The following is a 19,969-nucleotide window of genomic DNA, read 5'->3' on the forward strand; positions in this document are numbered from 1 at the left end:
TCGTTCGCAATGACGGTTGAACGGCTATCCCATCACCGCCACGCTGTCGCTGACCAGCCGCACCAGTTCCGCCTGCCCGCGCACGCCCAGCTTGGCGTAGAGGCGCTTGGAATAATTGCGCACCGTTTCCAGCGTCAGGCCCATGCTTTCGGCCGCCTCGGCGATAGACTGCCCCTCGTTCAGCGCGATCGCCAGCTGGGCCTCGCGCGGGGGCAGCTCGAACAGGCGGGCGAGGCGTTCCACGCTGGCCGGCGTTCTGGCATTGGGCAGGCGGCACAGCGCCAGCATCGAGGGGCGCGGCATGTCGCTGGTGGCCGTCAGCAGCGCTTCCAGTCGAGGGTCCTCATGCAGCATCACCGCACGCGGCGGGGGCGGCGTCGACGAGGCGAACAGCGCGGCTGCCCCGCCCAGTTCACGCTCCGCATGGACGCCGAGATCGCGCAGGCGCTCCCCCACGCGCGGCGTGTAGCCGAGATTCCCGCGCATCCATGCATCGAGGCGCGGGTCGATGGCCAATAGCCGGGCCTCGCGGTCGAACACCATCCACGCCGTAGCGCTGCGCGCCATGCCCTGCGCACTGACGCTGGCGCGGATGCGGTGGTGCTCCAGCGCGACATAGCTGCGCAGCGCCGCCTCCACGTAAGGCGCGAGCGAGGAGAGCAGGGCGCTGTCCGCCGCCTCGCAAGGTTTAGCGCGGGCGAGGATAAGCCATGCATCGGTCTCCGCGACACGCGGCAGGCGCACCACCCGCTCGTCGGCGATGCCGAGGCGCGCCATCTTGGCCAGGCGGTCGGCCCGGAAGACGGGATCGTGGTCCACGAACTCGCCGACGCTGTAGACGCGGCCCGGGCGCAGCTGGTCGTAGTGCAGGCGCTCCAGCGCATGCATCTCGAACGGATCGAGTTCGCGCGCCTCGCTGCGCAAGTCGCGTCCGGCGTGGAAGTCGGTGATCTGGGCATGCGGGCCGTCGCCCTGCTTCATCACGATGCTGACGTACTCGGCATCGCTCCGGCGACGCAGGCGCTCGAGAAACTCGGCAAACTGCGCCTTGTCGCCAATCCCCGCTATCAGCGGCAGCAGCAAATCTGTCTCGTCGTTGGATGTCAGAGCCATACCTACCTCCCATATGGGAGGTTCTGCGATTTGTCATCCTTGCAAAGAGCGATTCGAGCCCAACAAGAGGGCGACCCTGCGAAGGCCAAAGGACCAGAGATCCTGATGAAGACCCTGACGCACCTCGACAGACTCGAGGCCGAAGCCATCCATATCATCCGCGAAGTCGTCGCCGAGGCCGAGAAGCCGGTGATGCTCTATTCCGTGGGCAAGGACAGCGCGGTGATGCTGCACCTTGCGCGCAAGGCGTTCTATCCCTCGCCGCCGCCGTTCCCGCTGCTCCATGTCGACACCACGTGGAAATTCAAGGCGATGTACGAGCTGCGCGACAAGATGGCGCGTGACAGCGGCATGGAGCTGCTGGTCTACCAGAACCCGGAAGCGGCCGAGAAAGGCATCAATCCCTTCGACCACGGTGCGCTCCACACCGACATGTGGAAGACCGAAGGTCTGAAGCAGGCGCTCGACAAGCACGGCTTCGATGCGGCTTTCGGCGGCGCCCGCCGCGACGAGGAGAAGAGCCGCGCCAAGGAGCGCATCTTCTCGTTCCGCACCTCCTCGCACGGCTGGGACCCGAAGAACCAGCGGCCGGAGCTGTGGAACCTCTACAATGCCCGCAAGGCACGCGGGGAATCGATCCGCGTGTTCCCGATCTCCAACTGGACCGAGCTGGATATCTGGCAGTACATCCACCTCAACGACATCCCCATCGTCCCGCTCTATTTCGCGGACAAGCGCCCCACGGTGGAGCGCGACGGTATGCTGCTGATGGTCGATGACGAACGCTTCCCGCTCAAGGACGGCGAAGTGCCGGTCGAGCGCTCGATCCGCTTCCGCACGCTGGGCTGCTACCCGCTGACGGGTGCAGTGGAGAGCGAGGCGAAGACGCTGCCCGAGGTGATTCAGGAAACCCTGCTCACCACCACCAGCGAGCGACAGGGCCGCGCCATCGACAAGGACGCCGGCGGCGCCGGCATGGAAGTGAAGAAGCAGCAGGGGTATTTTTAAGCCGCTGCCTTCTCGTACTTTTCCCTCGTCACCCTGAACCTGTTTCAGGGTCCATTTCTCGTCGGAGACCATCGGCCTGATTGGCGCGATGGATGCTGAAACAAGTTCAGCATGACGGAGTGTGATACATGACTGACACTATCGAAACTGCCGAAGCCCGCTACGTCACCGACAGCCTGATCGCCGAGGACATCGACGCGTACCTCGTCCAGCACGAGCACAAGACGATGCTGCGCTTCATCACCTGCGGCAGCGTCGACGACGGCAAGTCCACCTTGATCGGGCGCCTGCTCTACGATTCGAAGATGATCTTCGAGGACCAGCTCGACGCGCTTACCGCCGACTCCAAGAAGGTCGGTACGCAGGGGCAGGAGATCGACTTCGCGCTCCTCGTCGACGGCCTCGCTGCCGAGCGCGAACAGGGCATCACCATCGACGTGGCCTACCGCTTCTTCAACACCGAGAAGCGCAAGTTCATCGTCGCCGACTGCCCGGGGCATGAACAGTACACCCGCAACATGGTGACCGGCGCCTCGACCGCCGACCTCGCGGTGATCCTGATCGATGCGCGCAAGGGCGTGCTGGTGCAGACGCGTCGCCATTCTTACTTGTGCCACCTGATCGGCATCAAGAACATCGTCCTGGCGGTGAACAAGATGGACCTCGTCGACTACGACCAGGCCGTGTTCGACGGTATCGTCAAGGACTACGCCGAGTTCGCCAGGTCGATCGGGATCGAGAGCTTTACCGCGATGCCGATCTCCGGCTTCAAGGGCGACAACATCACCACGGCTTCGGCCAATACGCCCTGGTACAAGGGGCCGACGCTGGTGGAGCACCTCGAAACCGTCGAGGTTCTCTCCTCGGTCGATGCCGACAAGCCGCTGCGCCTACCGGTGCAGTGGGTGAACCGTCCCAACCTCGACTTCCGCGGCTTCTCGGGTCTCATCGCGACGGGCAGCGTCAAGCCGGGCGACAAGATCCGCGTACTGCCCTCGGGCAAGACCAGCGCGATCACCCGCGTCGTTACCTATGACGGCGATCTCGACGAAGCCGTTGCGGGTCAGTCGGTTACGGTGTGCTTCGAAGACGAGATCGACTGCTCGCGCGGCTCGGTCATCTCGGTCGCCGACAATCCGCCGCAGACCGCCGACCAGTTCGAATCGACGATCGTGTGGCTCGCCGACGAGGCGCTGATCCCCGGCCGCGCCTACTGGCTCAAGCTGGGCACGCAGCAGGTCTCCGCGACCGTGGCCGAGCCCAAGTACACCGTCAACGTCAACACCATGGAGCACATGGCGGCCAAGACGCTGGACCTCAACGCCATCGGCGTGGCGGAACTGACCACCGACAAGCAGGTCGTCTTCGAGCCTTATGCCGACAACCGCACGCTCGGCGGCTTCATCCTGATCGACAAGATGACCAACGCCACCGTCGCGGCGGGCATGCTCAACTTCTCCTTGCGCCGTTCGCAGAACGTGCACTGGCAGGCTGTCGACATCGATCGCAAGCAGCACGCGGGGCTCAAGAACCAGAAGCCGGCCGTGCTGTGGTTCACCGGTCTTTCGGGCTCGGGCAAGTCCACGATCGCCAACATGGTCGAGAAGAAGCTGCACCGGATGAACCGGCACACCTTCCTGCTCGACGGGGACAACGTGCGCCACGGTCTGAACAAGGACCTGGGCTTCACCGAGGCCGACCGCATCGAGAACATCCGCCGCGTGGGCGAAGTCTCGAAGCTGATGACCGACGCGGGGCTGATCGTCATCACCGCGTTCATCTCGCCGTTCCAGGCGGACCGTGAGATGGTGCGCGCGATGCTGCCCGAGGGCGAGTTCATCGAGGTATTCATCGACACCCCGCTGAAGGTCGCCGAGGCGCGCGACGTCAAGGGTCTCTACAAGAAGGCGCGTTCCGGTGAACTGAAGAACTTCACCGGCATCGACAGCCCTTACGAAGCGCCGCGCAATCCCGAGGTGCGGATCGACACGACGGTGATCTCGCCGGAGGAAGCGGCCGAACTCATCGTCAACACCCTGCTGGGAGACGCCTGATGGCCTATACCGACGGCGATCTCGCGGCGAAGCTGGCGGACGAGGCGGGCAAGATCCTCCTCAGCGTGCGCGGCTCTGGCCTGTTCGGAGGGAAAGCACTGGGCAAGGCGGGCGACCAGACCGCCAACCAGTTCCTCTGCCACGCCCTGCGTGAGCAGCGTCCCGAGGACGGCCTACTCTCCGAGGAAGAGAAGGACAACGCCGAGCGCCTTTCCATGAGCCGGGTGTGGATCGTGGACCCCGTGGACGGCACGCGCGAATACGGCGAGGAGCGCGCCGACTGGGCGGTCCATGTCGGCCTTGCGGTGGACGGCGTGCCGGTGCTGGGCGCGGTGGCGCTACCGGGCGCCGACCTCGTGCTGCGCTCGGACCAGCCGGGCGAGGTTCCGCCCGCGCCGGAAAAGCTGCGCATGGTTGTCAGCCGCACCCGGCCCGCGAAAGAGGCCACCAGCGTGGCGGAGACGATCGGTGCTGAACTGGTGCCGATGGGCTCGGCCGGGGCCAAGGCCATGGCAATCCTGCTCGGGCAGGCGGACATCTACCTGCACTCGGGCGGGCAGTACGAGTGGGACAGCTGCGCGCCTGCGGCTGTCGCCCTCGGCTGGGGGCTGCATGTCTCGCGCATCGACGGTTCGCCTTTGGTCTACAACCGCGAGGACGTCTACATGCCCGACCTGCTGATCTGCCGGAAGGAGCACGCCGAGATGGTGCTGCGCGAGGTCGCGGCGTTGGTTTGAGCCACCACTCCTCGTCATTGCGAGCAAAGCGAAGCAACCCAGGGCAGCATCACGCCGCCCTGGGTTGCTTCGCTTCGCTCGCAATGACGAACTGAGGGCGGGGGGCGCCGGAATCGCCCCCACGGCATTTTGCTATCGATTGTGTATCACATCTCAGTCAACATTGCTGTTCAGTGACACCCTCGCTATAGCCGCCCCCTTTTACGGGTAATCGGGGGCAGACATGGAAGCGAGGACCAGGCGCAGGGTCAGGGATCCGATCGCGACGCGCGAGACGATCCTCGAGGCGGCCAGCAACCTGCTCGCAAAGGACGGGCTTGAGGGGGTCAGCCTGTCTGCGGTGGCGCATCTGGCGGCCGTCAACCGGGGTACGGCCTACCAGCACTTCGAAACGCGCGAGAAGCTGATCGAGGCGACGATCCAGTGGGTTTCGGACAAGCTGTTCCGCGCCGTGTTCGGCGATCCGGAGACGATCGGCGATCGCCGCGTCGAGGAAGTCGATACCGCCGCGCTCACCGACCGCCTTTGCGATTTCGCCATGGAGAACCCGGAAATCTGCCGCGTCTGGCTGCAGCAGGTGCTGGCCTCGCCGGACCCCAGCCAGGACCCGTTCTGGCGCGAGTATGCGGGATCGCTGCAGCGCTTTGCCGATACCAAGCTGGCGATGCCGGGGATCGATGCCGAGGTGTTCTCGGTGATGAACCTTGCCGGCGTGTTCTTCTGGCCGATCTTCGCGCGTGCGCACGCGGCGAACGAGGAGGAGCGCAATGCCCTCACCAAGCGCTTCAGCCACGAGATTTTGCGCCTCTCGATGTACGGCTCGATGAACGCCTCGCGCTTTCCCGAAGTGGCGGCGCGGCTGGCGGCGGAGGATGGGGCTGCGTAGTCTCGCGGTGAGGGGGCTTCGACAGGCCGTGCCTGACCCTTCGACAAGCTCAGGGTGAGCGGAAGTGGTGTAAACCTCACAGCCCCCGTTTGAAGCAGTGTAAACTTCCCAACCCCGCTCAGGCTGAGCTTGTCGAAGCCCCCTCGGCGAGCCACTTCCATTTCGCCTCCGCGATGCCATGTCCCGCCGGCATTGACGCATGGGGTCCGAACCCGTCAGCACGGCAGGCGAGTTCGACCCCGTATCGGGCCGAAGAGGGAGTTCGCCAGAGATGTTTTCCGCCATCGTCATCGACAAGACCGAACAGGGCCAGACCGTCGGCCTCCAGCAGCTGGACGAAAGCGCGCTGCCCGAAGGCGACGTGACCATCGACGTCGCCTACTCGACGCTCAACTTCAAGGACGGCCTCGCGATCACCGGCGCCTCGCCGGTCGTGCGCAAGTTCCCGATGGTGCCCGGCATCGACCTCGTCGGCACCGTGACCGAGAGCAGCCATGGCGACTGGAAAGCGGGCGACACCGTCGTCCTCAACGGCTGGGGCGTGGGCGAAGTCCACTGGGGCGGTCTCGCGCAGAGGGCGCGGCTCAAGGGCGACTGGCTGGTGCCGCTGCCTTCGGCCTTCACCCCGGCGCAGGCGATGGCGATCGGCACGGCGGGCTACACGGCGGCGCTGTGCGTCGATGCGCTGGTCGATTTCGGCGTGACCCCGGATCAGGGCGAGGTGCTCGTCACCGGCGCCACCGGCGGCGTCGGCTCGGTCGCCATCGCGATCCTCAAGAAGCTGGGCTATTCGGTCGCCGCGCTGACCGGCAAGCCGGGCGAGGCGGACTATCTCAAGGCGCTCGGCGCCGAAACCATCATCGACCGCGCCGAACTGGCCGAGAAGGGCAAGCCGCTGCAGAAGGAGCGCTGGGCGGGTGTCGTCGATACGGCTGGCAGCTTCACCCTCGCCAATGCCTGCGCGCAGACGAAGTACGGCGGCGCGGTGGCGGCCTGCGGTCTGGCGCAGGGTGCGGACCTTCCGGCGACGGTGATGCCGTTCATCCTGCGCGGCGTGGCACTGCTCGGCATTGACAGCGTCATGGCGCCGAAGGCCAAGCGTCTGAAGGCATGGGACCGTCTGGCGAAGGATCTCGATCCCGCCGCGCTCGACACCATCGGCCAGACCATCGGCCTTGGTGATGCGGTGGAGGCCGCGAAGAAGTTCATGTCGGGCGAGGTCAAGGGCCGCTTCATCGTCGACGTGAACGCCTGACGTAAGCATAGCGAAGAGGACGGCATGACGGCTTCGGTCAAGGTGGTGGACGGCCTTTCGGTCGTCCACGGCATTCCTCTCGGCGAGGAACAGGGCATCGGCGCGCTGACGCTGGGCGGCTACGTGCGCGAGGTCACTGCGCACTACGGCCCGCGAGAGGCTGCGGTGATCCACCTGAATGGGGAGGTCGTGCGCTGGACGTACGACGATCTCTACGCCCGCTCGCTGGAGGTCGCGAAGTCGCTGTTGGCGCTCGGCACCGGCAAGGGCACGCGCGTGGGCGTGCTGATGACCAACCGCCCCGAATTCCTTGCCGCCGTGTTCGGTGCAGCGCTGGCCGGGTGCGTGGCGACGCCGATCAGCACCTTCTTCACGCCGACCGAACTGGAAGTGGTGCTCAAGGCCTCGGGCGTCTCGGTGCTGCTGCTCGAGCGCTCGGTGCTGAAGAAGGACTTCGCCGAAATGCTGGCGGGGCTGGAGCCCGAAGTCTTGACCGCCAAGCCCGGCGCGCTCGCCTCGCGCACGTTCCCGTTCCTGCGCTATGCGGCGATGGTCGACAGTGACGAGCCGCTGGGCATGATCGAGGGGCAGGGCGCCTTCCTCGCGCGCGGCCGCGATGTGGCCGAAGACCTCGTGCTCGCCGCGAGCGACGCGGTCTCGCCCGCCGATCCCGGCATCCTGCTGTTCTCCTCGGGCTCGACCGGCAAGGCCAAGGGTATTCTCAGCGCGCACCGCGGGGTGTGCCTGCAGCTCTGGCGCTGGCCGCAGTGGTACGCGATTTCCGATGATCTTCCCGCCCGGACGTGGTCGGCGAACGGCTTCTTCTGGTCGGGCAACTTCGCCTGCGCGCTGGGCGGCACGCTCTCGCGCGGGGGGACGCTGGTGCTGCAACGTTGGTTCGATGCCGCCGAGGCGCTCGACCTGATGACGGCCGAGCGGGCCAACATGGCGCTCGCCTGGCCGCACCAGTGGCCGCAGCTTGAGGCCGCGCCGAACTACGCCGACGTCGACCTGTCGTCACTGGTCTATGTTGATGCGAACATGCCGATCGCGCGCCAGCCCACCGTCTCGACCACTTGGCGCGAGCCGGGGCAGGCTTATGGCAATACCGAGACCTTCACCCTCATCACCGTCTATCCGTCCGGCACGCCCGAGGCGGTCGCGGGCAAGTCTCACGGCATTCCGACCGCTGGCTCCACGATCAAGATCGTCGATCCGCTGACCGGCGCGACGATGCCGCTGGGTGAGCGCGGCGAAGTCGCGGTGAAGGGGGCGACGGTGATGCTCGGTTACCTCGGCATTCCGCTGAGCGATTCGACCGACGACGACGGCTTCCTGCGCACCGCCGACGGCGGCTATGTGGACGCCGAGGGCCGCCTGTTCTGGGAAGGCCGCCTCAACGACATCATCAAGACCGGCGGCGCCAACGTCTCCCCGCTGGAGATCGACGAGGTCATCCGCGCGCACCCGGAAGTGAAAGTCTCGCAGACGGTGGGCGTGCCCGACGAGCTGCTCGGAGAACTCGTCGTCTCGTGCATAGTCCCTGTGGAGGGCACCGCACCCAGCGCCGAGGCGATCCGCGATTTTGCCAAGGAAAAGCTGGCCAGCTACAAGCTGCCGCGCCGCATCCTCTTCGTGGCGGAGGGTGATCTCGAAACCACCGGCAGCGCCAAGATCAAGACCGCCGAACTGCGCAAGCTGGCGGCGGAGCGGCTGGCTGGCTGAGGTCATCGCCCCGGCGCGTTGTCCAGCGATAGGCGGCGCCCAACCAAGCCGCTATGGTGTGTGACAAGCAGCCGACCCCCATGCAGCGGGCGGCAAGGGAGCGGAGGAAGCGTGGGCAAGACCATCGTTATCACAGGCGCCGGATCGGGGCTGGGCAAGGCTCTGGCGCAGCGTTTCGCAAGCGAGGGCGAGACGGTGATCCTGCTCGGCCGTACGTTGTCGAAGGTGCAGGCGCTGGCGGACGAACTGGGGGCGCCTGCGCTCGGTGTGCAATGCGACGTCGCCGATGCCGCGTCCGTTCGCGCTGCTTTCGCGCAGATTGCCGCGGTCCATCCGAAGATCGATGTGCTCATCAACAATGCCGGTATCTACGAGCCGTTCACCGTGGCGGAAGCCACCGACGAGCAGATCGACGGCATCCTGAATACCAACCTCAGAGGCCCGATCTACTGCTGCCGCGCGGCGATTCCGATGATGGAGAGTGGCGGCCTTGTCATCAACGTCGGCAGCGAGTCCGTCGCGGTGCCGTTCGTTATGCTGTCGCTCTATCAGGCGAGCAAGGCGGGGCTGGAGATGTTCACCACCGCGCTGGAAGCCGAATTGGAGGAAAGTGGTATCCGCGTCGCCCTGCTGCGTGCGGGGCCGATGTACGATGAGGGCAAGTCCTCGCCGAACTGGGACCGCGACGCCGCCATGCGCTTCCATACGGGCTGCGCGAAGAACGGGCTGGACCTGCGGGAGCGGCCGGTCTCGCACTCCGCATCTCCGACGGGCATTTTCCGCGCGGTGATCGACCTGCCTGCGGACGTGCGCATCAGCCACGTCTCGATCGGCGCGCGCAAGATCTGACCCAAGATCTGACATCGAACACTCTTTCGGCAAGGACAACGCCATGACCACTCTTCCCGACGCCCGGCTCTACATCGACGGCAAGCTGCGCGATGCCACCGGCGGCGCCACGTTCGACGTCATCAGCCCCTGGACCGGCGCGCCCGTCGGCAAGGCCGCCGACGCCACCGCCGCCGACGTGAACGAGGCGATCGCCGCCGCCCGCCGCGCCTTCGACGACACTGACTGGGCCACCAACGTCGAGAAGCGCGTCGCCCTTGTGAAAAAGTACCGCGAACTGTTCGAACGCGAACGCCCCCGTCTCGGCCAGCTGGCGATCCACGAAGCCGGCGCGGCGCAGGGTGCGGTGGGCCGTGCCCATGTCGGCATGGCGATCGACGGCTGGGACGATTACATGGCCGTGTTCGACAAGCTCGAATGGGAGAAGGACTACGGCGAGAAACCGGCCTTCGGCATGATCCACAAGCGTGTCGGCGTGCGCGAGCCGGTGGGCGTCGTCGGCGCCATCACGCCGTGGAACGTGCCGCTCTACGTCAACATCGGCAAGGTCGTGGCGGCGCTGCTGGCCGGCTGCACGGTGATCCTCAAGCCGGCGCCGGACACTCCGGGCATGGGCGCGATCTTCGGCGAGCTGGCGGCCGAGGCGGGCTTCCCCGATGGCGTCATCAACGTCGTCTTCGGCGCGGACCCCGCGCTGGCGGGCGAGATGCTCGTCACTGACCCGCGCGTCGACCTGATCTCGTTCACCGGGTCCACCGGCGTCGGCAAGCGCATCATGGAACAGGGCGCCCCGACGCTGAAGCGCGTATTCCTCGAACTGGGCGGCAAGTCGGCCAAGATCGTGCTCGACGATGCGCCGAACTTCGCCATGGATGTGGCGATGAGCATGCTGGTGTTCCATGCCGGGCAGGGCTGCGCGGTCCACTCGCGTCTGCTGGTGCCGCAGAGCCGCTACGAGGAGGCCAAGGCCGTTCTCAAGGGCGCCTATGGCAATTTCGGCGACAACTGGGGCGATATCGACAATCCGGCGCACATCATGGGGCCGGTCGTATCGAAGCGGCAGATGGAGCGGGTGAAAAGCTACATCGACCTCGGCCAGCAGGAAGGTGCAACGCTGCTTGCAGGCGGCAACATCCGTCCCGACAAGGGCGGCGGATATTTCGTGGAGCCGACCTGCTTCGCGGACGTTACCAATTCCATGCGCATTGCCCAGGAAGAGATCTTCGGCCCGGTCCTGGTGGTCATTCCCTATGCGGATGACGAGGATGCCATCCGCATCGCCAACGAAAGTTCCTACGGCCTTTCGGGCGGCGTATCGGGTAGCCATGATCGCGCGATCACCATCGCGCGCAAGGTCCGTACCGGCTCGATGAGCGTGAACAACGGCATGTGCATCGCCGGCGACATTCCTTTCGGCGGTTTCAAGGCCAGCGGCATGGGCCGCGAATGGGGCCTTGAGGGGATCGAGGAATTCACCGACGTCAAGTTGCTCGCCTGGCCGGTCGGCCAGGTGGAAGCCGCCTGAGGCGCGATGCCCGGGAAGGAGAGCGAGACCGACCACTTCGCGGGCCTGTCCCAGCCGCTGGCGGCCGCGGTGGCAACGGCCTGCGCGGCCGTCAGCCACAACCTGAGCGGGCAGCGGCTGGGCCGCAAGGGCAGGATTACGCGAGAGCGCATCCTTGCGGCGGCGATCGAGCTGATCGAGGATTCGGAGGAACCTGTGACGCTCGCCCGCGTGGCGCGGGGGGCGTCGCTGGGGATGACCTCGGTGTACAACTACTTCACCGACATGACCGAACTGCTGCTGGCGGTGCTTGACCCGGTGATGGCCACGGCCGAGGACGATTATCTCTCGCTGGTGCGCGAGCGTTGGCCGGACGAGGATCTCTATGCGCGCTGCTATGGTTTCGTCCGGGCCTACCACGGGTTCTGGGCACGGCATTCGCGGCTGCTCCACTTGCGCAATGCACTGGCGGACCAGCAGGACGCGCGCATGATGGCGCACCGCATCCGCAGCAGCCGCCCGATCATCGCGCTGCTCGTGCAGCAGATGAGCGATGAGGCCGTAGGGCTGGGGCCGCATACCTCGATGGCGACGATGGTGATGATCGGCATCGAGCGTTCAGTGACACTGGTGACCGACAAGGAACTGCGCAAGCTGGTGGGCATCGAGCCGGAACTGAGCGAGGACCGCTATCTGGTGCCGGGCGCGAGGCTGATGGAATTCGCGATCAGCGACGCGAGGCAGTAATTCCTCCCCAAGTGTGTCTCGGGGAGGTGGCAGCCCGTCAGGGCTGATGGAGGGGAATTGTTCGAACGCTTCCCCTCCACCACCGCTTCGCGGCGGTCCCCCTCCCCGAGACAAGCTCGGGGAGGAACTCGGCCCTACTTCGTCTTGCCGCCTACGCCCTTCAGGTAGGCCTCCATGCCTTTGATATAGTCCGGGTTCAGCATCAGGGCGCTGTTGCCCATGCGCTCGACATGCCGCCCGGAGTCGCGGCCCAGCTCGGCGCAGAGTTCGATCGCCACCTTTGCCGCGCCCATCTGCTCGCCGTTCTGCTTCGCGAGATGACGGCAGAAGTCCATCACCTCGGCCTCGAACGTTTCGTCCTCGTAGACCTGGTGGACCAGCCCCATGGTCAGGGCCATGTCGGCGCTGGCGGGCTTGTTGGCCATGATGAGCCAACGCGCCCAGTGCGGCCCGCAAATCCGCGTCAACCGCGAGACGCCGCCGGAGGCCGGCAGCACCCCGAACAGCCCCTCCGGGAAGGCATAGGCCGCGCTTTTCGCCGCGAGGCGGAAGTCGCACGACAGACTCATCTCCAGCCCGCCGCCCACGCATATCGCATGATGCGCGGCGACGATGGGCTTCTCGACATGCTCCATCTCGTCCCAGAGTTGCTGCATGGTGTTGAGGTTGAGGCGATGGTTCTCGCGGATCTTGCTGGCGGAGTTGGCGGCGACGTTGGCTTCGGACTGGATGTTGCGGTTGCCGCCGCGAAGGTCCGCGCCCGAACTGAAGTAGCGCCCGGCGGAGCGGATCAGCATGACCTTGAGGTCCGCCCGCTCGCGCAGGCGCAGCACGGCTTCGGAGAGGAGGTCCATCATTTCGCGGCTGATGGCGTTGAGCTTGTCCGGCCGGTTGAGCGTGGCGACGAGAATGCCGTCTGTTTCCTCGGTCAGCAGGTGCGGTGCGTCTTCAGTCACTTGTGCATTACTCCCAAGCCAGCGGCCCATGTCTTCCATAACCCAAATTCGTCATTGCGAGCGCAGCGCAGCAATCCAGAGCGGCGCAAGACTGCCCTGGATTGCTTCGCTGCGCTCGCAATGACGAATTGAGATAACTCACCCCCGCGTTCGCGGCAGGCCGAGCCCGCGTTCGGCGACCATCGAGCGGTGCACCTCGCTGGTGCCGCCGTAGATCGTCGTGCCCGCCGCATGACGGTAACACTGGTTGAGCAGCGCGACTGCCCCCTCGCGCTTGGAGAGCGAGAGCGGCGCGGTCAGGTCCAGCAGGTCGCGGCTGTCGCTGAGGAACTTCTCGGAGGAGTACATCTTCGACATCGGCCCGAAGGCGTGGTTCGGCTTCTTTTCGATGCTGGACCACTGCGCGCGGTACGTCAGCATGTCCGAGATCCACAAGTGCGCCACGCTGCGCGCCAGGCGGCACCGGGTGCGCACCTCGCCGTCGATGCCGAGTTCGCGGGTCACTTCCTCGGCCGCCTCGATCATCGCCTTCATGACCTTGGAGAAACCGCCGCCGTGCTCCAGTTCCAGCGCGGCGCTCATCGTCTTCGTGCCGCCGTCGATCTCGCCCAGGCGCCAGGAATCCGGGATCACCACGCCGTCGTAGAAGGTGATGTTGGTTCGCTCGTCCTGGAAGGTGTGGACGGCCTGAACCGTCACGCCTTCGGTCTTGAGGGGGACGATGAACATCGTCAGCCCCTTGTGCTTCGCCACGTCGGGGTTGGTGCGCGTGAGCATCAGTACGTAGCTCGAAAGGTTGGCGCCGCTGGTCCACATCTTGGTGCCGTCGATGCGCCAGGAGCCGTCCTCCAGCTGCGTCGCCTTGCACTGTGCGGCGAAGACGTCCGAGCCACATGAAGGCTCCGAATAGCCGAGCGAGCACAGCACATCGCCGCCGACGATCTTCGGCAGCACTTCGGCCTTGAGTTCGTCCGAACCGTACTTGTCGATCATCATCGCGACCATCGCCGCGACGTTGGCGCCCGGCGTGTTGTAGCCCTGCCGCTCCATCTCGCCCATCGCCGCGATGCGGGCGTAAGGGGTTATCTTGCGGCCGGACAGATGCTCGGGCAGGCCGGGGAACAGCAGGCTGTGCTCCGCCAGCATCTTGTGGACTTCGGGGACGTAGCCTTCCCAGGAATAGTGGAACCTGGCCTTCTGCTCGGCCGTGACTTTCGTCGCGAAGAGTTCGGCGATCTCGGCGCAGACCTGACGGGCTTCGTCGCCAAGGTCGAAATCCAGAGGCACTTCGCCCGAAGCGGGCAGGGCTACCGTTTCGCCGGCGTAGAGGCGGCGTCCGGCTTCTTCCAGAGCGAGCGCAGGGTCGCCGGCCATCAAGGGCCAGGCTTTCGCCCGCAGATTGTAGAGGTGGACGTCGTACTCGTTCGACAGCCCGTAGCCGCCGAAGGTGTGGAGGCCTTGCGCCACCGATCGCGCCGCAGCATCGCAGGCGTACCAATAGGCGAGCGAGATCGTCGCGGCGGCCTCTTCGGCGTTATCGTGGATGTTCCGGATCGCCTTCCATGCGAGGAACTTGGCGCCGTCGACGTCGCACAGGAGGTCGGCGAGAGGGTGCGAGATGCCCTGGAAAGTGCCGATCAACTGCCCGAACGCCTTGCGCTCGCCCGCGTAGACGGCGGCCATCTGCAGCGCCTGCCGCCCGATTCCGGACAGCGCGACCGCCATGTAGAGCTTCCACTCCTCCAGCGCGGCGGCGAACAGGGCGAGCGCCTTCTCGCCCGAACCGAGCACGAGGCTATCGCCCGCAGCAAGGTCGATCTGGGCCATGGGCGTGGCGGCGAGGTTGGCCTCGGCTTTGCCATCGAAGCCGGTGATGAGCACCACGTCCGATCCGCGCCGCGAAATGATGGCCTTTGCTACCGCACCGCCCGCGATCCACTGCCGCGATTGCTGCGCAGCATCGTGCATGGCGATGGTCACGATCGCCTCGCCGCCGATCGCGGCCTCCAGCAATGCGTCCCGTCCACCGAACTGGCCGAGCAGCCGCGCCGCTACCAGCGCCTCGGGAAGCGGCCCGGAGACGAGTGTGCGCCCGGCCTCCTCCATCAGCAGCGCCGCATCGAACAGGCCAAGGTCCATGCCGCCCGCATCCTCGGGCACGCGCATGGCGAAGGCCCCGAGTTCGGCAAGGCCGCTCCACAGCGCCGGATCTAACCCGTCCGTCTCTTGCGCCTTGCGGACGCGTGACATGCTGGAATGCTCGTCGAGAAAGCGCGCGAAGGTATCGCGCATCATTTCCTGTTCGTCGGTGAGATCGAAGTTCATGGCAGGCTTTCCCGGGGCTTATCGTTGTCCTTCACCACGGTCCTGAACACAGGTCCGAAGGGCGTTCAATCCGGCTCCGGCGGCAATCGCGGGCACGATGGCGATGCGCGGGGCCGATGCGCGCGGGCGCTGAAAGACGGCAAGGAAAAAGGCCCCGCGAGCATGCCCGCGAGGCCCTTTCCCGTTGGAATGTATAAATCAGGCCGCGTGCGAGAACTGCTCGACGCTCGACTGGGGGTGGTGGGCCACCGGGTCGGGCAGGCAGGCACGCATGGCGTCGCTCAGGCACTGGAACAGCGCTTCGGGGTTCACCTTGTCGTCCTTGCCGTAGACGATGCTGACGACCAGGGGATGGCCCTCGGGCTGGCGCGGGACGAGGCCGCTCAGCGCATCGGCGCCGGTGGCGAAGCCCGCGGGGCCGAACAGGTGGCGCGGGTCGCGGCAGGCGTCGATGCGGGCCATCATCTCGGAAAAGGCGAACTTGTCCTGCTCGGCCGCTTCGGCGTTGAGGCGGCGCACCATCCCCTCGCAGCGCTGGCGCCCGACGGTCGAGAGCATCAGCCAGCCCGGCGCGCTGCGGGCCAGCGGTTCCTTGACGCCGCCCGCCAGTTCGCGGGTGGCAGCCGGGGCGCGCGGGCCATGGCGCCAGTTGACGATCTGGGCATCGAGCCCGACCATCGAGTGCAGCGCCACCGATAGCCCGGTCTGCGCGACGAGGCGGTCCATCAGCCGCACGATGCGGCCGTCACGGACCAGTTCAGGCTGGCCCGAAGTACCGATCAGCGCCGCGCGCGGGGTCAGGCTGTAGGCGCGCGAGTAGGGATCCTTGTGCAGCAACCCCAGTTCGACGAGGCTCGAAAGCAGTTCGGATGTGCTCGACTGCGGCCGGTTGTACCGGCGCACGATGTCCATGACGGTCGCTTCGCGGTGCGCGTCGTCGAAGTACTCCAGTACCTCGATCACGCGACGTGCGATCTTTGCCTTGTTCGATGACGTTGCCTTGCCAGCCATGGGGTCTCTCCTCCCTCCGATTGGTTGATGAACTCGATCGTATAGCGCCGAGTGCTGCCTCAATCCCGAGTCGCTGCCCAGATAACTGAGTCATTCTCGTTTTTTGCTGACTTTGGTTAGCATCAACAACGGTGTTCATCAAGCGGGTAATTTGTATACGATCGGAATGACGGATCGAGAGGGCAATGCGCCGGGAATGCGGCTTTCCGGCAGTGTTCCTGCGGCTGGGCGCGATCGTGGCGGCTGGTCAACCGGGACCGGCTGGTCCATGCACGGCAGCACGGACGAGAATCATCCTGGGATGCCATGAAAACCCCGGAACTTCAGAGATTGACGGTAGTATCGGAGGATCTGGCTCGGGACGGATTCGCGTGGCCCGAACCCCTTGCCTTCGTCGATCTCGATAGCGCGCCGCACCATCTGGACGACCTGCGACTGCCGCCATGGCCGGTCGTCGGAACGGGAAACCCGCTGCACCCTTTGGCTTCCCGGTTGGATACGCATGTCGAAAAGGGATTCGATGCAGTGCAACTCGTCCGGGCGGTGCAGGCGTCGCCGATCGCGGCTGCGACTCTGATACAGCTCCTGCGGTTGCTGCCTGCGCTGTCGGTGCCGGACGGCCTCGTCGCAGAGTCGCTGGCCTATGCGACGCTGCAGGGCGCAGAGGCGCACCGGTCATGGATCGCGGGGCACCGGGCGCGGCAGCCGGCCCCCGCCCCGACCCCGACACCGGGCGCGGTGACGCTCACGCGGGAAGGCGATGCGGTGTCGGCGGTGCTGGCGCGGCCGGAGGTGGGCAATGCGATCGATCGCGCCATGCGCGATGCGCTGTCTGAGGCCTTCGCGCTCCTCAACATGGACTCCTCGATCGCCTCGATCACGCTGGAAGGTTCCGGCAAGGCGTTCAGTCTCGGGGCTGATCTCGACGAATTCGGGACCACGCGCGATCCGGCCGTGGCGCATGCCATCCGCTGCCGAACGCTTCCCGCGCACGAGGCCGCGCGCTGCGCCGATCGGTTCCACGCCCGGATCGATGGCGCCTGCGTCGGATCGGGCCTCGAACTGGCTGCATTCGCCGCGCGGATCACCGCGACACGGCGGTCGTGGTTCCAGCTTCCCGAACTGGCGATGGGGATCATTCCGGGCGCCGGCGGCTGCGTTTCGCTGACACGCCGGATAGGCCGCCAGCGTACCGCGCTCCTGGTGCTGTCAGGCCGCCGTATCAGCGCGCAGCGGGCGCTCGAATGGGGGCTCGTCGACGCGCTGGTGGACTAGCGCGCCGCCGGCGATCACCAGTCGCACGTCGTTGCCGAGCAGCCGGGCGCGCGCTTCCCGCCACGGGCGATCCAGCAGGCACAAGTCGGCGGGCGCGCCCGGCACGATCCGGCGCTGCCGAGCAAGGTCGAGCGGATCGGCGAGGTAGAGCGCTAGCGCGTCCTCGGGGGACAGCGCTTCGTCCGCTCCGATGACGATGCCGTTCGGGGCCCGGCGGCTGACGGCGGCGGCCATCGACTTCCACGGGTCGGGTTCGCCATAAGGCGCATCGCTGCCGCCGCAGAGCACGACGCCGGCATCGCGAAGGCTGCGCAGGCGGTAGAGGTCGCCATGGTGGCGCGGCTCCACTTCGGCGAGATAGCGGTCGCCGCGCTGGGCGATGAAGTGCGGCTGGACGCAGACCGCGAGCCCCAGCGCGCGCATGCGCACCACCATGTCGGCGGAGGCGATCGAGGCGTGCTCGATCCGGTCTCCCGGCATGGCGCCCGCCGCTTCGAGAAGGGCGACCGTGAAGACAAGCTCGACTTCGGTGACGCAATGGACCGCGACGCAGCGCTCCTGCGTGCGGGCGGCGCGGACCAGCGCCAGTGCCTCGTCGAAGTCGGGCAGGGCGCTTTCGTGCAGGTGCAGCTTGACGGGGCCGAGCTGCCAGCCTTTCGGATCGGCCCCAGCCAGGTCCGGGCTGCCGGCGAGGACGATCGACTGCGGCAAGCGTCCGGCGGCGCGTTGCTGCGCGAAATGCCTGGCGATCGGCGCATCGTTCCCGGGCGACATGTCGGTCAGCCCGGTGACCCCGAGCCCGGCGAGCCGGGCGGCGACTTGCGCGAAATCGGGAGGCACGCTGCCGAGCGTGGTGCGCAGCCACGCGTCCTCGTCGAACAGCCGTCCGGTGAAACGGCCGCCTTCGCGCTCCAGGCCGGGGGGCGGCGGCGCCATGGCCAGCAGGGCATCGAGCGCCGGGGTGTTGAGCAGCCACATCCGGCCCGTACGATGCTGCAGGCGCAGCGGCCGCTGCGGCACGAGGCTGTCGAGCATGGCGGCATCGGGCAGGGCGCCGCCCAGCACGCTCTCGTGGAAATCGATGGCGCGCAGCCACCCGCTGCCCGGTACTTGCAGGGCCCGGGCCAGTTCGTCGGCGTCGCGCACCGCCGGAGGGCCGCAGGAGACCGAGGCCTGCCGCGCCGCGAGCCCGGCCAGATGGATGTGATGGTCGTGAAGGCCGGGCAGCAGCAGGCCGCCCTTGGCGTCGATCACCGTCTCGCCGGGGTGCGGCGCAAGTGTGCCGACGGCCGCGATCCGGGCGCCTTCGATGCGCAAGTCGCGCCCCGGCGAGTCCCGGATTTCGGCATTGCGGATCAGCATGGCGACGCTTGCAGGAGATAGCGCGCGGTATCGGCACCGATCGGGCTGACGGGGGCCTGCAGGGCGCGCAGGGGCACGGCGGCGAACGGCTGTCCTGCGGCGCGGCCCCAGGCGCGCAGGTCGGCGTCGATCGCGGCGCGGTCGTGGGCGCGTTCCTCTGCCAAGGCGGTGGCGGCGATGGCGCTCATCGACAGCCCGATGCGCTGGGCGAAGCCGCTGTGCCACGCCGCGAGGCCCTCGCGCGCGGCGACGATGCCGGTCAGCGGATCGGCGATCGCGTCGCCGACATAGCCGATGCCGCCGCCCGCCTCGGCCATGGCGCGGCTGAGACCGCCCGCGACGCCGCAGTCGTTGCCGATGCCGACCCAGTGCTGCGCCTCGCCGGTGGCGCCGTGGCCGGTGATCGAAAGCCAGACGAGCCCCGGCACTTCGCGCACCAGGGAATCTGCATCGATGCCGATCTGGCGCAGCGCACGCGGGCGCGCGGATTCGACGACCACGTCGGCCGTGCGGATCAATGCCACCAGTGCGGCCTTCTGGCCGGCATCGGCGAGATCGACGAGCAGGCTCGCCTTGCCCTGGTTGATACGCGCGAACGTCGCGGGATCGTCGCGGCGGATGAGGTCGGGGCGGCTCCGGCTCTCCACCTTGACCACTTCCATGCCCGCCTGCCACAGCAAGTGCCCGGCCAGAGGACCGGCCCAGATCGCGGAAAGATCGACGACCAGCGGCCGATGCCCCGGCATGCGCCGGCGATGGTCGGCGGCGAGCAGGACTTCGACGGGAGGCGATGCGGGCGTCTCGTCCATGCCGGCCACCGGTAGGCCCAGCAGGCGCCCGGTCGCGACGAGATGGGCGCAGTCGTGCTGCAGCACGGCGGCGGCGATGGCATTCCAGTCGCCGGTGTCGATCGTGGCGTCGCCGAACAGCGCCGGGAGAAGTTCGCGGTCCACCTCGCGGATCAGCGTCAGGGCGAACCAGCCGCCGTCGCGCGTGGGCATGAGGTGGCTGGCGCCGAGGCCGGCCGAGATCCTTGCGCCGACCTTGTAGCCCCCGGCCGCGGCACGCTCGCCCATCAGCATCGCCGCATCCAGGAACGGCAGGCCATGATCGCGGGTCATGGCGCACAGTTGCCGTTCGGCCCAGCGGGCGAGGGGAATCG

At 66.9% G+C, this 19,969-nt stretch carries 16 protein-coding genes; 10 read left to right on the top strand and 6 right to left on the bottom strand.

Annotated features, from left to right (window positions below):
* Positions 1 to 24: 24 nt before the first annotated feature.
* Positions 25 to 1,113 (bottom strand): helix-turn-helix transcriptional regulator, encoded by a 1,089-nt coding sequence (locus V2S85_RS13375; protein ID WP_330703346.1) that lies wholly within the window; start codon positions 1,111 to 1,113, stop codon positions 25 to 27.
* A gap of 105 nt (positions 1,114 to 1,218) precedes the next feature.
* On the opposite strand from V2S85_RS13375, the gene cysD reads away from it, so the two are divergent.
* The 9 genes from cysD to V2S85_RS13420 all read left to right on the top strand — a co-directional run bounded on the left by cysD (position 1,219) and on the right by V2S85_RS13420 (position 11,878).
* The gene (gene cysD, locus V2S85_RS13380) at positions 1,219 to 2,121 is read left to right on the top strand and encodes a sulfate adenylyltransferase subunit CysD (RefSeq protein ID WP_330703347.1); all 903 of its coding nucleotides are present in this window, start codon (positions 1,219 to 1,221) and stop codon (positions 2,119 to 2,121) included.
* A gap of 128 nt (positions 2,122 to 2,249) precedes the next feature.
* Complete coding sequence (gene cysN / locus V2S85_RS13385) at positions 2,250 to 4,175, top strand: sulfate adenylyltransferase subunit CysN (RefSeq protein WP_330703348.1); 1,926 nt, start codon at positions 2,250 to 2,252, stop codon at positions 4,173 to 4,175.
* Positions 4,175 to 4,912, top strand: a complete 738-nt coding sequence (locus V2S85_RS13390; protein ID WP_330703349.1) for a 3'(2'),5'-bisphosphate nucleotidase CysQ — start codon at positions 4,175 to 4,177, stop codon at positions 4,910 to 4,912. The genes cysN and V2S85_RS13390 overlap by 1 nt, the downstream gene beginning before the upstream one ends.
* 223 nt (positions 4,913 to 5,135) lie before the next feature.
* Positions 5,136 to 5,798, top strand: coding sequence for a TetR/AcrR family transcriptional regulator (locus tag V2S85_RS13395; RefSeq protein WP_008830318.1), 663 nt, complete (start codon positions 5,136 to 5,138; stop codon positions 5,796 to 5,798).
* Positions 5,799 to 6,069: 271 nt separating this feature from the next.
* A complete protein-coding gene (locus V2S85_RS13400; protein WP_330703350.1) occupies positions 6,070 to 7,053 on the top strand; it encodes an MDR family oxidoreductase in 984 nt (327 codons plus the stop codon).
* A gap of 24 nt (positions 7,054 to 7,077) precedes the next feature.
* Positions 7,078 to 8,778: a class I adenylate-forming enzyme family protein gene (locus tag V2S85_RS13405; protein ID WP_330703351.1), complete on the top strand. Its 1,701-nt coding sequence runs from the start codon at positions 7,078 to 7,080 to the stop codon at positions 8,776 to 8,778.
* A gap of 111 nt (positions 8,779 to 8,889) precedes the next feature.
* Complete coding sequence (locus V2S85_RS13410; RefSeq protein ID WP_330703352.1) at positions 8,890 to 9,627, top strand: SDR family oxidoreductase; 738 nt, start codon at positions 8,890 to 8,892, stop codon at positions 9,625 to 9,627.
* 43 nt (positions 9,628 to 9,670) lie between these two features.
* Positions 9,671 to 11,152, top strand: a complete 1,482-nt coding sequence (locus V2S85_RS13415) for an aldehyde dehydrogenase family protein (RefSeq protein ID WP_330703353.1) — start codon at positions 9,671 to 9,673, stop codon at positions 11,150 to 11,152.
* A gap of 6 nt (positions 11,153 to 11,158) precedes the next feature.
* Positions 11,159 to 11,878: a TetR/AcrR family transcriptional regulator gene (locus V2S85_RS13420; protein ID WP_330703354.1), complete on the top strand. Its 720-nt coding sequence runs from the start codon at positions 11,159 to 11,161 to the stop codon at positions 11,876 to 11,878.
* A 134-nt stretch (positions 11,879 to 12,012) separates the two neighbouring features.
* Here V2S85_RS13420 and V2S85_RS13425 read toward each other — a convergent pair whose 3' ends face one another.
* From V2S85_RS13425 to V2S85_RS13435, 3 genes are all read right to left on the bottom strand, one after another.
* Positions 12,013 to 12,834: an enoyl-CoA hydratase/isomerase family protein gene (locus tag V2S85_RS13425; protein WP_330703355.1), complete on the bottom strand. Its 822-nt coding sequence runs from the start codon at positions 12,832 to 12,834 to the stop codon at positions 12,013 to 12,015.
* A gap of 138 nt (positions 12,835 to 12,972) precedes the next feature.
* The gene (locus tag V2S85_RS13430) at positions 12,973 to 15,159 is read right to left on the bottom strand and encodes an acyl-CoA dehydrogenase (RefSeq protein ID WP_330703356.1); all 2,187 of its coding nucleotides are present in this window, start codon (positions 15,157 to 15,159) and stop codon (positions 12,973 to 12,975) included.
* Between the two features lie 198 nt (positions 15,160 to 15,357).
* The gene (locus V2S85_RS13435) at positions 15,358 to 16,170 is read right to left on the bottom strand and encodes a helix-turn-helix domain-containing protein (protein WP_330703357.1); all 813 of its coding nucleotides are present in this window, start codon (positions 16,168 to 16,170) and stop codon (positions 15,358 to 15,360) included.
* A 330-nt stretch (positions 16,171 to 16,500) separates the two neighbouring features.
* Here V2S85_RS13435 and V2S85_RS13440 point away from each other — a divergent pair, with 330 nt between their 5' ends.
* On the top strand, positions 16,501 to 17,445 hold the full coding sequence (locus V2S85_RS13440) for an enoyl-CoA hydratase/isomerase family protein (RefSeq protein ID WP_330703358.1): 945 nt from the start codon (positions 16,501 to 16,503) through the stop codon (positions 17,443 to 17,445).
* Here V2S85_RS13440 and V2S85_RS13445 read toward each other — a convergent pair.
* Entirely contained in the window at positions 17,380 to 18,807 is a 1,428-nt protein-coding gene (locus V2S85_RS13445) for an amidohydrolase family protein (RefSeq protein ID WP_330703359.1), read from the bottom strand. The two genes, V2S85_RS13440 and V2S85_RS13445, sit on opposite strands and share 66 nt — an antisense overlap.
* Positions 18,801 to 19,928, bottom strand: a complete 1,128-nt coding sequence (locus V2S85_RS13450; RefSeq protein ID WP_330703360.1) for a CoA transferase — start codon at positions 19,926 to 19,928, stop codon at positions 18,801 to 18,803. The genes V2S85_RS13445 and V2S85_RS13450 overlap by 7 nt, the downstream gene beginning before the upstream one ends.
* Positions 19,929 to 19,969 lie beyond the last annotated feature (41 nt).

Source organism: Novosphingobium resinovorum, assembly GCF_036352595.1.
In the GTDB taxonomy this organism is placed as follows: Bacteria; Pseudomonadota; Alphaproteobacteria; order Sphingomonadales; family Sphingomonadaceae; genus Novosphingobium; species Novosphingobium resinovorum_B.

Excerpts from the sequence above, each read along its gene's own strand:
- V2S85_RS13375 (WP_330703346.1), bottom strand. The coding sequence starts at position 1,113 with ATGGCTCTGACATCCAACGACGAGACAGATTTGCTGCTGCCGCTGATA.
- cysD (WP_330703347.1), top strand. The coding sequence starts at position 1,219 with ATGAAGACCCTGACGCACCTCGACAGACTCGAGGCCGAAGCCATCCAT.
- cysN (WP_330703348.1), top strand. The coding sequence starts at position 2,250 with ATGACTGACACTATCGAAACTGCCGAAGCCCGCTACGTCACCGACAGC.
- V2S85_RS13390 (WP_330703349.1), top strand. The coding sequence starts at position 4,175 with ATGGCCTATACCGACGGCGATCTCGCGGCGAAGCTGGCGGACGAGGCG.
- V2S85_RS13395 (WP_008830318.1), top strand. The coding sequence starts at position 5,136 with ATGGAAGCGAGGACCAGGCGCAGGGTCAGGGATCCGATCGCGACGCGC.
- V2S85_RS13400 (WP_330703350.1), top strand. The coding sequence starts at position 6,070 with ATGTTTTCCGCCATCGTCATCGACAAGACCGAACAGGGCCAGACCGTC.
- V2S85_RS13405 (WP_330703351.1), top strand. The coding sequence starts at position 7,078 with ATGACGGCTTCGGTCAAGGTGGTGGACGGCCTTTCGGTCGTCCACGGC.
- V2S85_RS13415 (WP_330703353.1), top strand. The coding sequence starts at position 9,671 with ATGACCACTCTTCCCGACGCCCGGCTCTACATCGACGGCAAGCTGCGC.
- V2S85_RS13420 (WP_330703354.1), top strand. The coding sequence starts at position 11,159 with ATGCCCGGGAAGGAGAGCGAGACCGACCACTTCGCGGGCCTGTCCCAG.
- V2S85_RS13430 (WP_330703356.1), bottom strand. The coding sequence starts at position 15,159 with ATGAACTTCGATCTCACCGACGAACAGGAAATGATGCGCGATACCTTC.
- V2S85_RS13435 (WP_330703357.1), bottom strand. The coding sequence starts at position 16,170 with ATGGCTGGCAAGGCAACGTCATCGAACAAGGCAAAGATCGCACGTCGC.
- V2S85_RS13445 (WP_330703359.1), bottom strand. The coding sequence starts at position 18,807 with ATGCTGATCCGCAATGCCGAAATCCGGGACTCGCCGGGGCGCGACTTG.
- V2S85_RS13450 (WP_330703360.1), bottom strand. The coding sequence starts at position 19,928 with ATGACCCGCGATCATGGCCTGCCGTTCCTGGATGCGGCGATGCTGATG.